Origin of the sequence: Actinoallomurus oryzae (genome assembly GCF_039541955.1) — a bacterium.
GTDB classification, from domain to species: Bacteria; Actinomycetota; Actinomycetes; order Streptosporangiales; family Streptosporangiaceae; genus Actinoallomurus; species Actinoallomurus oryzae.
Map to the genome: position 1 here is coordinate 884,443 of NZ_BAABHF010000019.1, position 15,915 is coordinate 900,357.

At 71.5% G+C, this 15,915-nt stretch carries 6 protein-coding genes and 1 pseudogene; all 7 read right to left on the reverse strand.

What is annotated here, in order from left to right; genetic code table 11:
* Positions 1–11 precede the first annotated feature (11 nt).
* Positions 12–3,137, reverse strand: coding sequence for a family 78 glycoside hydrolase catalytic domain (locus ABEA10_RS18275; RefSeq protein ID WP_345465132.1), 3,126 nt, complete (start codon positions 3,135–3,137; stop codon positions 12–14).
* A complete protein-coding gene (locus ABEA10_RS18280; RefSeq protein WP_345465135.1) occupies positions 3,134–5,635 on the reverse strand; it encodes a glycoside hydrolase family 127 protein in 2,502 nt (833 codons plus the stop codon). Before ABEA10_RS18280 ends, ABEA10_RS18275 begins: the two co-directional genes overlap by 4 nt.
* A complete protein-coding gene (locus tag ABEA10_RS18285) occupies positions 5,632–7,686 on the reverse strand; it encodes an alpha-L-rhamnosidase-related protein (protein ID WP_345465137.1) in 2,055 nt (684 codons plus the stop codon). Before ABEA10_RS18285 ends, ABEA10_RS18280 begins: the two co-directional genes overlap by 4 nt.
* A 110-nt stretch (positions 7,687–7,796) precedes the next feature.
* Positions 7,797–10,796: a glycosyl hydrolase gene (locus ABEA10_RS18290; protein WP_345465139.1), complete on the reverse strand. Its 3,000-nt coding sequence runs from the start codon at positions 10,794–10,796 to the stop codon at positions 7,797–7,799.
* Positions 10,797–10,903: 107 nt separating this feature from the next.
* Positions 10,904–13,510: an alpha-L-rhamnosidase-related protein gene (locus ABEA10_RS18295; RefSeq protein ID WP_345465141.1), complete on the reverse strand. Its 2,607-nt coding sequence runs from the start codon at positions 13,508–13,510 to the stop codon at positions 10,904–10,906.
* A 209-nt stretch (positions 13,511–13,719) separates the two neighbouring features.
* Positions 13,720–15,759 (reverse strand): bifunctional aldolase/short-chain dehydrogenase, encoded by a 2,040-nt coding sequence (locus ABEA10_RS18300; protein ID WP_345465143.1) that lies wholly within the window; start codon positions 15,757–15,759, stop codon positions 13,720–13,722.
* Between the two features lie 3 nt (positions 15,760–15,762).
* Positions 15,763–15,915, reverse strand: a pseudogene (locus tag ABEA10_RS18305) (L-rhamnose isomerase); the annotation flags it as partial.

The following is a 15,915-nucleotide window of genomic DNA, read 5'->3' on the forward strand; positions in this document are numbered from 1 at the left end:
TCCCGTTCGGATCACTTGGAGGAGCGGAAGACCCAGACGCCGGACCCGACGTTGTGCACCTGGCCGGAGCCGGGGACGTGGACCTCGGCGGTGCTGCCCGGCGGCACCGTGACGGTCAGCCGGATGTCGCCGCCGGTCTTGGTCCACTCCGAGCGGGCCTCGCCGTACGGCGTCCGGTAGCGGCCCTCGGCGTGGGTCAGGTCGCCGACCACGGCCGGGGCGATGAGCAGCTTGCGGTAGCCGGTCGAGCCCGGGGCCTGCTGGATGCCGGCGAGCCGCCCGGTGAACCAGGAGTCGATCGCGCCGAGCATGAAGTGGTCCTGCGACTGGCCGGAGCCGCCGTCCCAGCTCTCACCGAGCGTGGTGTTGCCGTGCACGACCTGGTAGCCGTAGCTGGGGCTGTCCGTCTGCGTCGCGATCTTGTAGATCACGTCGTCGGGCAGCACGCGGAACGCGCTGGGCAGCGAGATCTCACCGAGTTGCAGATGCCACCCGGCCGACTCGATGCTGGAGACCAGGTGGGCCTGCAGCCGCTCCCGCTGGCCGGCCGGGACGGCGCCCATGTCGAGGGCGATCGCCTCGGCGCCCTGGCCGCCGCCCGCGAACGTGCCGGTGTCCGCGTCGTAGTACTTGCCGGCCAGCGCCTTCGCGCTGGCGTCCGCCTTCGCCCGGTACGCCGCCGCGTCGTCCGTCATCCCGAGCGTGCCGGCGATCTTGGACATGGTGTCCAGGACCCGCCAGTAGCCGTACGTCCCGGAGACGAACTTGGGGAACGTCCTGTCCGGGGTGTACCAGTCGCCGAGGCTGTAGTCGGTCAGCCCGTCCACCGCACGGGCCTCCAGGTAGGCGGCGTACTTCTTCATCGCCGGGTAGTAGGCGCGCATCGTGTCGGTGTCGCCGTAGGTCAGGTACAGGTCCCACGGCACGACGACGAACGCGCCGCCCCAGTTCGGGTCGTCGCGGTACGCCCCGGCCAGCACCGTGTAGTCCGGCACCGTGGACGGGATCAGGCCGGTGTCGGTCTGGGCCTCGGCCATGTCCCGTACGACCTTGCGGAGCTGGGCCGCCATGTCGTAGTTGGCGGCCAGGCCCCCGAAGACGAGCTGGTCCTGCTCCAGCCAGCCGAGCTTCTCCCGGCTCGGGCAGTCGGTGAGGATGCTCTGCATGTTGTTCTCGATCGCCCGGCGGATGATCGTGTGGATCCCGTCGATCAGGTCGTTGGACGAGGAGAACGACCCGGCCGAGGCGTTGTCGGCGTGCAGCGCGAGGCCGCGGACGGAGACGGTCGCACCGTCGGGCACGCCGCGCAGTTCGACGTAGCGGAGCGCGTGGTAGGAGAAGTGCGGGTGCCAGGTCTCCGTGCCGCCGGTCCGGGTCGTGTACTCGTCCCAGATCGGGGCGCCGACGTTGCTGGTCGACTGGTTCGCGCGGCCGTTGCTGAGGCTCTCGGACGGGTACATCCGCACGGTCGTCCCGGCGGGCGCCTTGATGGTCAGCTCGGGCCAGCCGGCGATGTTCCGGCCGAGGTCGAAGACCTGGTAGCCGTCGCCGGACCCGACCTTGGTGCCCTGGAGGGTGTCCTGGACGCGGACGGGCTCCTGGAGGCGCCCGGTCAACCCCCCGCCGGGGCCCGGCACGGCGATGGGCTGCTGCCAGCCCTGGCGCTTCGCGCCGGCGCGGTCCCAGCCGGGCGGTTCGCGGCGAGCGTCGAAGTCCTCGCCGCCGTACCAGTTGGAGAAGGTGGTGCCGCCGAGCGTGGTCTGCCAGTCGGTGCCGCTGACGACGCGCCGCACGCTGCCGTCGGCGAGCGTGACCTCGAGCTGGGCGATCAGCTCGGGGTCGCTCTGCGTGCCGCTGAACTTGCGGTACCGGTCGGCGGTGGAGATCACGTTCGCGGTGCCGTTGCCGAGCCGGACGCTGATGGCGTTGCCGCCCCGGCGCAGCAGCTTCGTGACGTCGTACGTCGCGTACGGCACCTGGTCGGCCACGTCGGTGTTGCCCGGTTCGAGCACGGCGTCGCCGACCTTCTGGCCGTTCAGCCCGGCCTCGTAGACGCCCTCCCCGGCGACGTACAGGCGGGCGGAGCGGACGCCGGAGGGCAGCGAGAAGTCCTTCGCGAAGATCGGCATGGCCTCCGGGACCGGCGACCGCGGCGGCTCCTGGCCGGTGACGGTCTGCCGGGTCGTGAACGGCCCGGCGGAGTCGTCGGCCGTGGCGACCGAGTAGTCGACCGGCGCGTACGGCACCTTGTCGCCGGCGGCCGGGACGTCGGTGCGCGGGAACAGCAGCACCTGGTCGAACGTCTTGGCCGACTTCAGATCGACGGTCAGCGTGATCGGCTTGGCGGAGGCGTCGTCGGAGGTGTACGCCGAGCTGGACCAGCCCGCGAGCTCCTGATTGGTCGTCTCGGTGCCGTCCGTCAGGTACCTCGGCAGGTACTTGTGGTTGACCTGGTTGCCGGTGTCGTTGCTCGTGACCGTCATGTTGGCGGCCAGGTTCGTCCCGGAGGAGTCGCGGACCTCCAGCTCGGCGAGCTGCAACCGGTAGGTCTTGTCCGGCAGGTTCTCCACCAACGGGAGGCCCAGCTTGGTCACGTCGAGCCGTACGTAGCGCGCGGTCGTCTCGGGCAGCTTCACCGTGATCGGGGTGGGCCGCTTCTCCTTGAACCGCCAGTCCGGATGGGTGATCCACTGGCCGGACCAGTCCTTGGCCGAGGTCAGGCCGGTCTCGAACCAGGCCGGGTCGCTCCAGTCCGACGCACCGCCGTGCGTGCTCCACACGCGGACCCGCCAGTAGACGCGGGTGCGGCCGCCGAGCGCCTTCCCCGCGTAGTCGACGCGCTGGGCGGCGGAGCCCACGCGCCCGGTGTCCCACAGGTCGGGACGCCTGAGCCGGTCCGCGCTGGTCGCGGCCTGGATCTGGTACGCCGCCTGGGTGACGTTCCGGCCGGTGTCGCCCAGCCGCCAGGTCAGCGGCGGGGTGGTGTCCTCGATGCCGAGCGGCTCGGTGAGGTCGTCGGCGCGCAGTCCGGTGACGGCGGGGCGGCCGGCGGCGACGGCGGGTACGGCCGTCGCCGCGCCGACCGCGGCGATGATCGCGGTCACGGCGGCGAACCGCCGCAGGGGTGTGCCGGTCACGTGGTCCTTCCTTCGGCGTGCAGCGCCGCGACGTCGGCGGCGCTGAGGGCGTGGTTGTAGACGCGGAAGTCGTCGACCCGGCCGTGCAGGTAGGGGTGACTGCTGTTCTGCGAGCGGCCGAGGTAGTTCAGCTGGGTGGCGCCGAGCAGCAGCGGGCTCATCACGAGCGCGTCGTTGCGGCCGGTCTCCGCGCCGTCGAAGTAGAGCACCGCGGAGCCGCCGGCGACGGTGACGGCCACGTGGGTCCAGGTGCCGGCCGGGATCGGGCCGGCGGCGTCGACGTAGTCCTCGCCGTCCATCCCGGCGATCTTCATGGCGAAGCGGGCCTTGCCCAGGCCGGTACGGACGGTGAGGAACATGTAGGTGTTCTTGTGGAAGCCCAGGTCGAAGACGCGGGCGGAGTTGGCGAGCTCGTCCGGATTCACCCAGGCGGTGACGGTGAGGGCGTCCAGGCCGCTGATCAGACCGGGCGGCAGGACGACGTGGCCGCTCTGGCCGTCGAGGGCGACCGCGCCGTCACCCGTCCAGGTCGCGTCGCCGGCGAGGGTGGCGTCCGGCCAGGTCCTCGTGGCGTCCCTGGACGTCGTGCCGCCGTCCTCTCCGAAGGGGTACGAGGCGATCAGGCGGGGCCGCGGCGAGGCGGGCGGCACCGCCCAGTACACGGTGTAGCGCTGGTGCTGGACCTCCGGGAACGGGATGAGGGTCACGCCCGCGCCGTCCGCCGTCGCGGTGAACGTCAGGCCGGCGCCCTTCTTCACCGAGTCCGGGTCGATGGCCGGGATCGTGTCGAGCCGCGTCGTGCCGTACCCGCCCGCGAGGACCACCGGGCCGTACGTGGCCGCCCGGACCCGCGGGTTGTCGGGCGCCTTGCGCCAGGTCAGGGCCATGGGCAGGGTCACCTCGACGGTGTCGCCGTCGCGCCAGCGCCGCTCGATGGTGTGGTACGTGCCGGGCCGGGCCGCGCCGGTGTCCCGGCCGTTGATCCGGACCCGGGCGTGACGGGTCCAGCCGGGGATGCGGATCTTCATGGCGAACCGCCCCTCGCCGCCGACGGTGAGCCGGGTGCTGTCCTCGCGCGGGTGGTCCGTCTCCTGCCGGATCCGGACGCCGCGCTCGGACCAGGTCAGCTCCGACGGGATGAACAGGTTGACGTAGAGGGTGTCGCCGGTGCGGAAGTAGATGGAGTCGGCGAACTTGGTGTGCGTCTCCATGCCCGTGCCGTGGTCGCACGAGAAGTTGGTGTAGTCGCTGCTGTAGCTGCCCGGGTCGGCGCCGAGCCCGCCCTTCACCTGCCGCTGCGTGCCGGCCCACAGGCCGGTGTAGTAGGTGCAGAACCCGTGCGCGGAGTCGGGGTCCTGCTCGCCGAGCATCTGGTTGTACAGGGTCCACTCGTAGTAGTCCATGTACGCCGGGCGCGGGTCGTGGAAGAACAGCAGCCGCGTCAGCTTGAGCATGTTGTAGCTGTTGCAGTTCTCGCAGGTGTTCTCGCCGAGCTGGGAGACGATCTGGTCGGGCGGGCAGAACAGCTCCGCGTTGCTGTTGCCGCCGATGACGTAGCTGTGGTGGTGGACGACCGTGTTCCAGAAGAACCGCGCGATGGCGAGGTAGCGGGCCTCGCCGGTGGCCTCGTACTCGCGCACCGCGCCGATGATCTTCGGGATCTGGGTGTTGGCGTGCAGGCCGGCCAGCCGGTCCTGCCCGGCGGCGAGCGGGTCGAACACCGCCTCGTGGTCGAACCGCCGTGCGACGCGCAGGTGCGCCGGGTCGCGCGTGAGCAGGTAGAGATCGGCCAGGACCTCGTTCATGCCGCCGAACTCCACGCGCAGCACGCTCTGCATCTGGTCGTGGGTGAGCTTGGCGGTACGGGCGTCGGCCCAGGCCGCCATTGCCTTGAGCACGTCGAGGGCCTGCTCGTTGCCGCTCAGCCGGTACTGGTCGAGCAGCCCCGCCATGATCTTGTGCAGGGTGTAGTACGGGGCCCAGGGGCTGCCGCCCGCCTCCAGCTGCTCGAAAACCTTTTCCTCGAAGGCGGACAGATACCCGGTTCCGTAGCCTGCGGCCGGTGCCGCCGCCTGGCACCTGGCCAGCTCGCCGACGATGTAGCGGGCCTTGGCGGCGTACGCGTCGTCACCGGTGTTCGCGTGCGCCTGGGCGAGCGCGGACAGCAGATGCCCGGTGGAGTGGCCGCGCAGCTGCACGTCCGGGGCCTCCCAGCCGCCGCACGCCTCGGCCGTCGAGGGCAGGCCGACGTTCAGCCGGAAGGTGTGCAGCAGCCGGTCCGCGTCGACGAACTTCAGGTACGCGCAGGTCCGGGTCATGTTGTCGTGGAACCGGCTCGCCAGCAGCGCGACACCGCTCAGCGGGAACGGCGCGACGGACGGCGCCGCCGACGCCGCTCCGCCGTCGGCGGCCAGGGCCGCCGGCGACGCCAGACCGACGGCCGCGACCGCTCCGCCGGCGACACCGAGAAACCCGCGCCGCGAGAAGCGCGTGCTCACTTCGCCCCCAGGGGCTTGGTCTTGATCGTGTAGTGACCGGCGTGCAGGCCTTCGAGGTAGACGTAGTCGCCGTCGGCGTGCGCGCCGTACGCCGTGCCCTTGGTGCCGTTCCAGGCGAGGTGCCCGTTGACGAAGACCTCGATCCTCTTGCCGAGGGTCGGGACGCCGACGCGGCCGGTCGTGCCCTTCGGCGCGGCGAGCTTGGCACTGTACGCACCCTTGTGGATGCGCCAGGAGGCGTCGACGGGCCCGTACTCCGTGGTGACCCGGCCCTGGGTGAAGCTCAGGTCGGCGACGTGCGGGACGAAGTGGAACGTGCGCCCGCCGGGAGTGTCGGGGGCGACGCCGAGCACGTAGAAGCTCAGCGCGGGCGTCGGCCCGGTCGCCCAGCCGTGCGCGAGGCTGGTGTACCTGCTGCAGAACAGGCAGGTCTCACCCGCCCGGTAGGCCTCCCAGAAGGTGCTCTGCGTACCGTGCGGGTTGCTCAGCATGTAGCCCCACTCGCGGCGGATCAGGTCGACACCGGCCTGGTCGGCGGCCTGGCCGCCCGCCGCGAAGTGCGCGTTGACCTCCATGGAGCCCGAGAACACGCCCGGATTCCCCTTGTTCTCCGGGGCGGTGGTGCCGACGTCGTTCCAGTCGCCGGTCAGCTGGGCGCTGATCCGCTGGGCCTGGTCCGCGTCGGCGAGGCCGTACCAGACCGCGAGGGAGTTGCCGTCCAGCGGGTGGATCGTCTGGTCCGGGTAGTACTTGTACGCGCCCACACTGTCGTCCCAGAACGTGGCGTTGACGGCGGTGCGCAGCGCGGCGGCCTTGCTCGCGTACGACGCCGCGAGCGTCGTGTCGCCCTCGGCGGTGGCCAGCTCCGACCCGGTCGTCAGCACCCGCCACAGCAGGACGTTGGCGGTGAAGTTCTCACCCTTGGTGAGGATGCGCACCGAGTCGCCGGTGCCGGTGATGGACAGCAGGCCGTTCGCGTCGACCTTGGCGAGGCTGTAGTCGACGCCGCGCTTGTAGTCGTCCCACACGCTCGCCAGCCACGTCCTGTCGCCGGTGTAGCGGTAGTAGTCATAGCTCGCCGACAGGGTCCACAGGTGGTAGGTGTCGGAGCCGTACTTGTTCATCATCGGCCCGGAGTACGGCAGCTCCCCGGTGTCCTTCTGGTGCTGGAAGATCGTGGTGAGCGCGTTGCGCGCCGAGACGGTGTCGTGGAACGCCGCGTACGCCGTGGGGATCTCGATGCCGAGGTCGCCCGGCCAGACGGTGCGGTCGCGCTTCGCCCCGTCGACGAGGATCGTGTTCCCCACGCCGACGTCGCCGGTGTTGTCCCACAGCGCGTCGGGCGCCTCCCAGATGCGGCCGGTCTTCGGGTCGATGGTGTTGAGCTGCATCGTGTACGCGCCCGCGTACCAGATGCGGTTCAGCAGGGAGTCGCTGGAGTAGAAGTAGTTGGCGTAGTCGGCGGGGTGCTTCATCGCCGGCGCGGAGGTGAAGTACACCGAAACGCCGTCGAGATCCACGCTCCCGGCGGAGTCCAGGAGGATCGTCAGGTAGCGGAAACCACCGCGCAGGTACTTGGCCGGCGTGGTGTAGGTGGTCCGGCCGTTCACGTCGGCGTACAGGATGCCGTCGTTGCTGCGCGGCCCGCCGGTGGAGGAGTCGGAGACGACGTCCGCCACGTAGTCGGAGGACTCGTTGAACGCCAGGCCGACCCGCTGCGCGCCGTCGGAGGCGGCGAAGTGCAGGGAGACCAGTCCCCCGACGTCCTTGCCGAAGTCCAGCGTGACGTAGGAGCCGTTGCCGCTGATCCGGGTCCGCCCGCCCTTGAGCACGGCGGACGGGTCGGTCACGGTGCCGTTGGTGTTGTAGACAGCGACGGGCCGTACGGTCCGGGTCTTCGGCGAGAGGTTGTAGGCGTCCCACGGCCGCGCCGCGCTCGCCTTCGCGGGGGTTCCGGCGAGCGCCGGCGGGACGGTGAGGGCGGGCGCCACCAGGGCGGCCAGTCCGGCGACGGTGAGCGGAAGACGGTGACGCCGTTTCCAGGGGCTCATGCGAAATACCTCGCTGTGGCTGGGAGAGGAAGGGAAGAGGTTCGGCCGGTCGCGGGGAGAGGGGGATCCCCGCGACCGCCCGACGAGCGCTTTCTCGGCTCGGCCGGTCGTCAGGCGATAACGGCCTGGGCGTACGGGACGACGCGGACCGGGCCGAGGAGGCCGTACGCCTGGCGGGAGGCGGCGCCGTACACGGCCGGGTCGGAGACCCGCAGCCGGTTGTTCAGGGTCGTCGCGACCTCGACGGTGATGGTGTTGGCCCCGGCCCGCAGGTACGGGCCGACGTCCACGACCGGGTTGATCTGGTCGACCCCCGGCAGCCGCCGGCCGTTGACCGTGACCCGGCAGGTGTCGAAGACCTGGCCGAGTTCCAGGTACGCGCCGTACGCACCGGTCCAGGTGCGGGGCAGCTCGACCGTCGTGGTGTAGCGGCCGATGCCCGAGACGTCCGCCAGTTCGGGGATGTCCGGCCACGGCCGCAGCGTGTCGAGGGTCAGCCGGTGGACGACGGTCTCGGTCTCGGTCGCGGACGCGCCGGGTCGCAGGTCCTCGACCTCCAGCCGCCAGCTCGCCGGCGTGATCGGCGCGGGAACGTCCGGGATCTCCGTCCGTACGGTGCGGCCGGTGGACAGGGTGGTCGCGTAGGTGCCGGCCGCCGTCGCGCGGGCCACGAGCCGGCCGCCGGCGAACAGCACCTCGGGGGCCTCGGTGCTCGTGGCGTGCGCCCGTCCGGGTGCGTCGCCGAGGCTGCCGGGGCTCGCCAGCGCGACGACCATCACCTCGCCCGGCTGGAGGGCGACCCGCACGGTGACCTTGTCGCCGTCCTCGCTGTAGAGGGCGATCCGCCGCACGTCCCCGGTCCAGGGGTCGAGGAGGTGGGGCACCGCGTTCTCGCGGGTCCGCGTGAAGGACACCAGGTGGTCGATCGCGGCGACCGGCGGCTTGACGGTCTCGGCGTGCTTGCCGTTGCACAGGTAGTAGTAGTCGGCGCCGTCGTCGTGGCGGTGGAAGTTGAGCAGCGTGGAGCTCTGCGCGTAGGTCACGTCCGGGGTCAGGCCGAGGGCGGCGAGTGCGGCCGGGACGTCGGTCGCGGCGGCGACGACCTTGACCTTCGGCTGCTGGATCAGGTCGGCCACGACCGACCGCAGCCGGGCGTTCTCGGCGTCGGACCCCAGACCCGGCACCACGGGCGCGGACCAGTCGCCGAGCAGCACGATCGGCAGCCCGGCCCGGGTGAACTTCAGCAGCTTCTCGGCGACGCCGAGCTGCAGTGTGCAGTCCAGGTTGTAGAAGTGGTCGCCCTCGACGAACACGACCTTGTACCGCGGGCCGTCCGGGGCGAGCCGCCCTCCGCGGACCTCGGCGTTCGGCAGGTCGAGCAGTGGCGCGCTGATGAACTGGTGGGTCCAGCCGAGCGGGATGCCGCTCGCGGTGAACCAGGACGCGCCGATGCCGGTCTTGGAGTAGCCGGTCTGCCGGAAGATCGCCACATCGACGCGCGGCGTGCCGGACTGGAGCACCTGGTGGAGGCGGCTCAGGTATCCGGAGATGTCCTGGATGTGACGCCAGGTGGGCTGGCGCGGCCCCCACGACTCTGCGTATCCGATGTTCCCTCCATACGGGGTGAAGGCGGCATAGCCGGGCCACTTCACGCCCGGCGCGGTGGCGTAGGAGAAGCCGTGGATGACGCTGCGGTTCAGCCCGGCCGCGTACGCGCCACCGGCGGTGAGCAGGAACTTCTTCCAGGTCGTGTTGTACGCGCCGCCCGTGTAGGCGCCCATCTCGCCGGACAGGACCTTCCGGCCGGCCATGTCCCGGCCGCCCGCCAGGGTCCGCCAGTCGTCGAGGTTGTGGAACCCGATCGACTCGCCCTCCGGGACGTCGAGGATCGCGGCCGAGGCGATCGCGTCGGTCTGCGCGCCGTACGGCTGGCAGCGCATCTCCAGGCCGATCGAGTGCGCCCACTTCTGCAGCGCGGTGAGGTGGTTCTCGTTGAAGAGCTGGGAGATCACGTCCCAGTAGTCGTAGCGGATCCGCCGGGTCGTCGCGGCCTCGTAGGCGAAGACCTGGTCGCCCTTGTTCTGCGTGATGGCGGGCAGGTACGGCAGCACCGAGTAGCCCTTGCGCTTCTTGAACTCGGCGGGCAGGTCCGGGGTCCACATCAGCGCCTTGGTCTCGATCTCGATCGAGTCCTCGAAGAGCGTGGCGCCCGCCTTCCCGATCAGCCGGCGCACGTCCGAGGTGAGGATGTGGCGTTCCCAGTAGTCGGTCACCGCCCGGGTTCCGGCCGCGCTGAAGTGGTCGACGACGTAGGCCGCCGGGACGGTGTGGGGGCCGGACTCGGGCGTCTGGGCCGACCCCCGCTCCCAGTGGCCGATGATCAGCCAGGAGCCGTCGGACGGCGCGGTCCAGGAGAGCTGCCCGTCGGCGACCTTCGAGGTCAGGTCCTGGACGGACGACAGGTCCAGCCCGGTCTCCTTCCTCGTGGAGTTGGCCGTCTCGACGCGCACCGCCTGCACGAGGATCGGCCGCTGTACGGTCACCGCCGAGGCGGGCGCGACCACGGGAGCCGGGACCGGGCCGGTGTAAGTCGCGCCGGCCGCCACGCTCACCGAGCCGTACGCCAGCTCCTTGACCGCGGCGGTGTCGTCCGGCGTGATCGTCGGTACGGCGGCGGGCCAGGACGGGCCGATGGTGAGGTCGATCGTCACGCCGCGCCTGTGCGCCTGGTCGAGCGCGGCCTCGACCGCGTCGGCCCAGGCCGGGGTGCCCCAGCCGTGACCGGCCGGGTCGAGCACCGATTTGTCGGAGATGCTGTGATGGACCGCGGCGATCTCCGCGCCGGCGAACCCCGCGTCGGCGATCTGGTCGACCTCCCGGCGGATCTCCGCCGGGTCGACGTTGCCGTCAGGCCACCACCAGCGGAACTTCGGTGCCACGGACACGTCGGGCCGGGCGAACCGGCCGGCCGTCCCGGAGGCCGCGGCGCGGGCGTCGGTCTCACCGAGCGGTGAGCCCCAGGCCAGCGCGGCACCCGCCGCCGCGGTCCCGGCCGTCAGGAGGAAGCCGCGGCGGCTGAACCCGCCCGCGAGCGACGAAGGGGTCTTCATCGAAGAGTTTTCCTTAGGTCTGGTGGCGGCGGGCCCGCGGCGGCCAGGGCCGCGAACCCACCGCCGGTCTCATGCGCCGCGGCGCACCGGCTCGTGAATCCGGGTGCTCAGCGCGCGATCACCTGGACGGTGTGCGATCCGCCGGCCACGCCGTGCAGGGTGACGTAGCCGCCGGCGTCGGTCGCCTGATGGGTACTCGGGGCGTCGCCGTCCCAGGCGACCTTGCCGTCGACGCGGACGGTGACCCGCTTTCCGCCGGTCGGCACCGCGACGTCGCCGGAGGTTCCGGACGGGGCGTCGACCCTGAGGGTGAAGGCGGCTCCACGGCCCTGCACCCAGGTCACCCGGAACGCACCGTGCGGGGTGGGCAGCTGCCCCCGGGCCCAGGTCACCGAGCCCGGGTGCGGCCGTACCGTCCAGGTGGCGAAGCCCGGTCCGGTCGGCGCGGCGCCGAGAAGGTCGTTGCTGAGCGCGGGCACGACGCCGGTCGACCAGCCGTGCGCCATGGAGGTGTAGGCACCCTCGTACAGGGAGCCGCCCGAGCCGATGCCCTCCCAGTCGGTGATGCCGGGGTCGTGGTTCGTCATCCAGCCGTAGAGACGCTTGATCTCCTCGATGGCGGAGTCCGCCTGGCCGGTGAGGAAACGCGCCTGGATCTCGGGGTAGGAGGTGAAGGCGTAGACCCGCTCGCTCCCGTCGGACACGAGCGTGTCGTTGTCCATGAAGGCGTTGCCGTACGGCTGGGCGGTGGTCTTCGCCAGGTGGTCCAGTGCGGCGGCGGCCCGGTCGGAGGAGGCGACGCCCGCCAGGATCGCCAGGCCGTTGCCGTCCTGTCCGTGGCGCACCGCGCCGGTACCCGAGTCCAGGTACGCGCCGGTCCGGGCGTCCCAAAGGTAGGTGTTGATCGCGTTCGCGACGGTCCCCGCTCGCTGCTCCCAGCGGTCGGCGTCCGCCGCGTGGCCGAGGGCTCGCGCCAGGCCGGCGGCGTCCTTGAGGGCCTGCACGTACAGGGCGTTGTAGTAGGTGACCTCGCCGGTGCGCGGCAGGAACGCGTAGTCGCCGTAGCCGCTCGTGCCGTTCAGGCCCTTGGAGAGCAGGCCGCGGGAGTCGGTGACCGAGGGGTACCAGGCGTCGAGTGTCTTGACGAGGTTCGGGTAGTACGTCCTGGCGTAGCCGGTGTCGCCGGTGTAGAGCACGTAGTCCGAGCTGGAGGTCACCCACCACAGCGGATAGTCGAACAGCGGGAGGGTGTAGCCGTTGATGGACGCCGACGGGATCCAGCCGTCGGCGCGCTGGTGGTCGGCCAGGTCGGCGAGGACGTTGCGGGCGGCCTGCGGCACCGCGTGGGTGAGGTAGTCGGTGCGGCCCGACACGGCGACGTCGCCGACGTACGGGTCACGGTCGCGCTTGGCGCCGTCGTGCAGGACGAGCTTGCCGTCCAGGGACGGGCTGTCGGCGTTCCGCGGCTCGACGTCGGTCGGACGGAACGTGTCGGTGACCAACTCGTTGGTGTAGGAGGCGTTGTACCAGTACTGGTTGAGGCTCCGGTCCGACGACTCGAACCAGCCCTTGTACGCACCGGGCCCTCCGTCGAGCGCGGTCGACTCCAGCGCGACATTCTTGATCTTCACGGTGCCGTACGGCTGTGCGGCGGGGGCGTCGCCCACCAGGGCGTCCAGGCTGATCTTCAGGTATCGGAAGCCGTGCAGTCCGTCCGCGCAGACCTTCGTGCCGCTTTGGCAGCCCTTGGTGTCGGTCCAGGTGGTGGGCTTGCCGGGCGGCGCGTACTGGTCGGTGCCCGGACCGCCGGAGAAGTCCGAGCGGGTGAAGTCGGAGCGGTCGGTGAGGTACTGCCGGGTCTCGGAGAACGCCAGCCGAACGCCGGGGTGGTCGTCGGACGCGCCGCCGAAGCCGATCTTCGGGTAGCCGACGACGACCTTGCCGAAGTCGAGGGTGACACTCGCCTGCGGCGGGTCGGCGACGACGCCGGGATAGACCTCGTTGATCCGGGTGTAGTCGCCCTTGGAGCTGGGCTGGTCCTTGGTGACCGTGATCCGTACCCGGCCGGTCTCGACCTCCTGCGGGAACGTCACGGCCCGCTGGACGTCGGTGTTGCCGGTGACCGTCGCCTGGGTCACCCAGTCCGAGCCGTTCCAGGTGGCGACGGTGAAGTCCATCGGCACTCCGTCGGCGTTGGACAGAACGGTGATGCCCGGCAGCTTGACGGGGGTGGGGCTGGTGATCTGCAGCCAGGCCGGATAGGTGTCCGCCGTCGCGTCGTTCCAGAACGTCTTGGTGTCGCCGTCGACGGCGTGGCCGGGCTCGTACGAGGTGGGCGTGCCGTCGTTGCCGCCGTTGGGCTCGTGGTACGAGGACGCGGTCGCCGTGGTTCCGGACGGCCAGGCCGGCTTGGGCTTCGGCGCCTCACGGCGCAGGGTGGTCGTGCCCGCGCCCAGGACGCCGCGGGGATTCGTCACGTCGCCGGTCGTGGAGACGACCCGCACCGGAGAGATCTCCTGGTGGGAGGTGCCCTGGACGTACCGGTGCCAGCCGGGCGAGGGCAGGCCCGCGAGGATCTTCGCGGCGTCCGCCGAGGGCGGCACCCGGCCGTCGGCCCCGGCGGGCGACACGGCCATGACCGTGCTGGTCGCGCCCAACGCAAGGCAGGCGAGAACGTTCCGGGGGCGTGGTCGAAGCTTCGAGACCAGTCGCATCCCTGGCTCCCTTTCTGGATGCGGTCGATGTGAAGAACCCCGATGTGGCCGGCGGGCGGCGCGTGGCGGCGCGGTCGCGCGACGGCGCCGGATGTCGATGAGCGGAGGCGCGGGCGGGTACGGCGCCTGACGATGTCGGCGGAGGACGGTGCGTTGGCGGGATTGGGGGGAACGGCGTGCGGGGCGGCGCGCCGCCCCGCACGCGGCGGTCAGCGGAGGAAGGCGGCCGCCACCCCGGCGTCGACGGGGACGTGCAGGCCCGTGGTGTGGGTCAGGTCTCCGCCGGTGAGGGCGAAGACGGCGTTCGCGACGTGCTCGGGCAGCACCTCGCGCTTGAGCAGGGTGCGTTGGGCGTAGAACTCACCGAGCTTCTCCTCCGGCACTCCGTACACCGCGGCGCGCTTGGCGCCCCAGCCGCCGGCGAAGATGCCCGAGCCGCGGACCACGCCGTCGGGGTTGATGCCGTTGACGCGGATGCCGTGCTCGCCGAGCTCGGCGGCCAGCAGCCGCACCTGGTGCGCCTGGTCGGCCTTTGCCGCGCTGTAGGCGATGTTGTTCGGCCCGGCGAAGATGGAGTTCTTCGAGGCGATGTAGACGATGTCGCCGCCCAGGGCCTGCTCGATCATGACGCGCGCGGCCTCACGGGACACCAGGAAGGAGCCGCGGGCCATGACGTCGTGCTGCAGGTCCCAGTCGGCGACGCTGGTCTCCAGCAGCGGCTTGGACAGCGACAGACCCGCGTTGTTGACCACCAGGTCCACGCCGCCGAAGGCCAGCACGGCCTCGCGCAGCGCCGCGGCGATCTGGGCCTCGTCGGTGACGTCCACCGCCACCGCGACCGCCACGTCCGTGGCGCGCAGCGCCGACGCGCCCAGTTCGGCCGCGATCTTCTCCGCCGCGGCGGCGTCTCGGTCGGCGACGACCACGCAGGCGCCCTCGGCGGCCAGACGGCGCGCGGTGGCGGCGCCGATGCCGGAACCGCCGCCGGTCACGAACGCCACCCGGGTGGCGAGGGCCTTCGGCTTGGGCATGCGGCGGAGCTTGGCCTCCTCCAGCTCCCAGTACTCGATGCGGAACTTCTCCGACTCGGGGATCGGGGCGTAGGAGGACAGTGCCTCCGCACCGCGCATCACGTTGATCGCGTTGACGTAGAACTCCCCCGCCACCCGCGCGGTCTGCTTGTCCTTGCCGAAGCTGAACATGCCGACGCCGGGCACGAGCACGATCGCCGGGTCCGCTCCGCGCATCGCCGGGCTGTTCTCGGTGGCGTACCGCTCGTAGTAGGCGCGGTAGTCCTCCCGGTAGGCGGCGTGGAGCTCACGCAGCCGGTCGCGTACCTGCTCCAGCGGCGCGTCCGGCGGCAGGTCCAGCACCAGCGGACGGACCTTGGTGCGCAGGAAGTGGTCCGGGCAGGACGTGCCGAGTGCGGCCAGGCGGGGGTGCTCGGCCCGCGCCACGAAGTCGAGGACCTCGGGGGTGTCGGTGTAGTGGCCGACCTGCGGCCGGTCGGTCGAGGCCAGGCCCCGGATCAGCGGGAACAGCGCCGCCGCACGCTCGTGCCGCTCGTCCTCCGGCAGCGTCGCGTGGATCTCCTCGCCGAACGGGTCGGTGCGGCCGTGCTCGGCGATGTACGCCTCGGCGGTCCGGATGATGTCCAGGGAGTTGGCCTGGCACTCCTCGCTCGTCTCGCCCCACGCGGTGATGCCGTGGCCGCCGAGGACGCAGCCGATGGCCTGCGGGTTGTCCTTCTTGATCGCCGCGATGTCGAGGCCGAGCTGGAAGCCGGGCCGCCGCCAGGGCACCCACACGACCCGGTCGCCGAAGATCCGCCGGGTCAGCTCCTTCCCGTCGGCGGCGGTCGCGATCGCGATGCCCGAGTCCGGGTGCAGATGGTCGACGTGCGGGGCGTCGACCAGGCCGTGCATGGCCGTGTCGATCGACGGCGCCGCGCCGCCCTTGCCGAACCCGCAGTGGTCGAACGCGGCGACCATCTCGTCCTCGCGCTCGACCCCCGGGTAGACGTTCACCAGGGCGCGCAGCCGGTCCAGCCGCAGCACGGCCAGGCCGGACTCCTTGAGGGTGCCGAGGTCACCGCCGGAGCCCTTCACCCACATCAGCTCGGCGTCACCGCCGGTCACCGGGTCTTCGGCGACGCCCTTGGCGGAGGCGTTGCCGCCCGCGTAGTTGGTGTTGCGCGGGTCGGACCCCAGCTCGTGACAGCGTTTCAGCAGGTCGTCGACGATTCCCACTTCTCAGGCCCCCCAACCGGCCGCCTGGCCGTCTTTGCGTGCGTCGCGGATCTTTTCGAAGTAGCCGGACCGGGCGTAGGCGGCCATCGGGTCCGGGTCCAGCCCCATCTCCTCACGCAACTCCGCGAGGAGAGGACGGACATCGGTGTTGTAGGC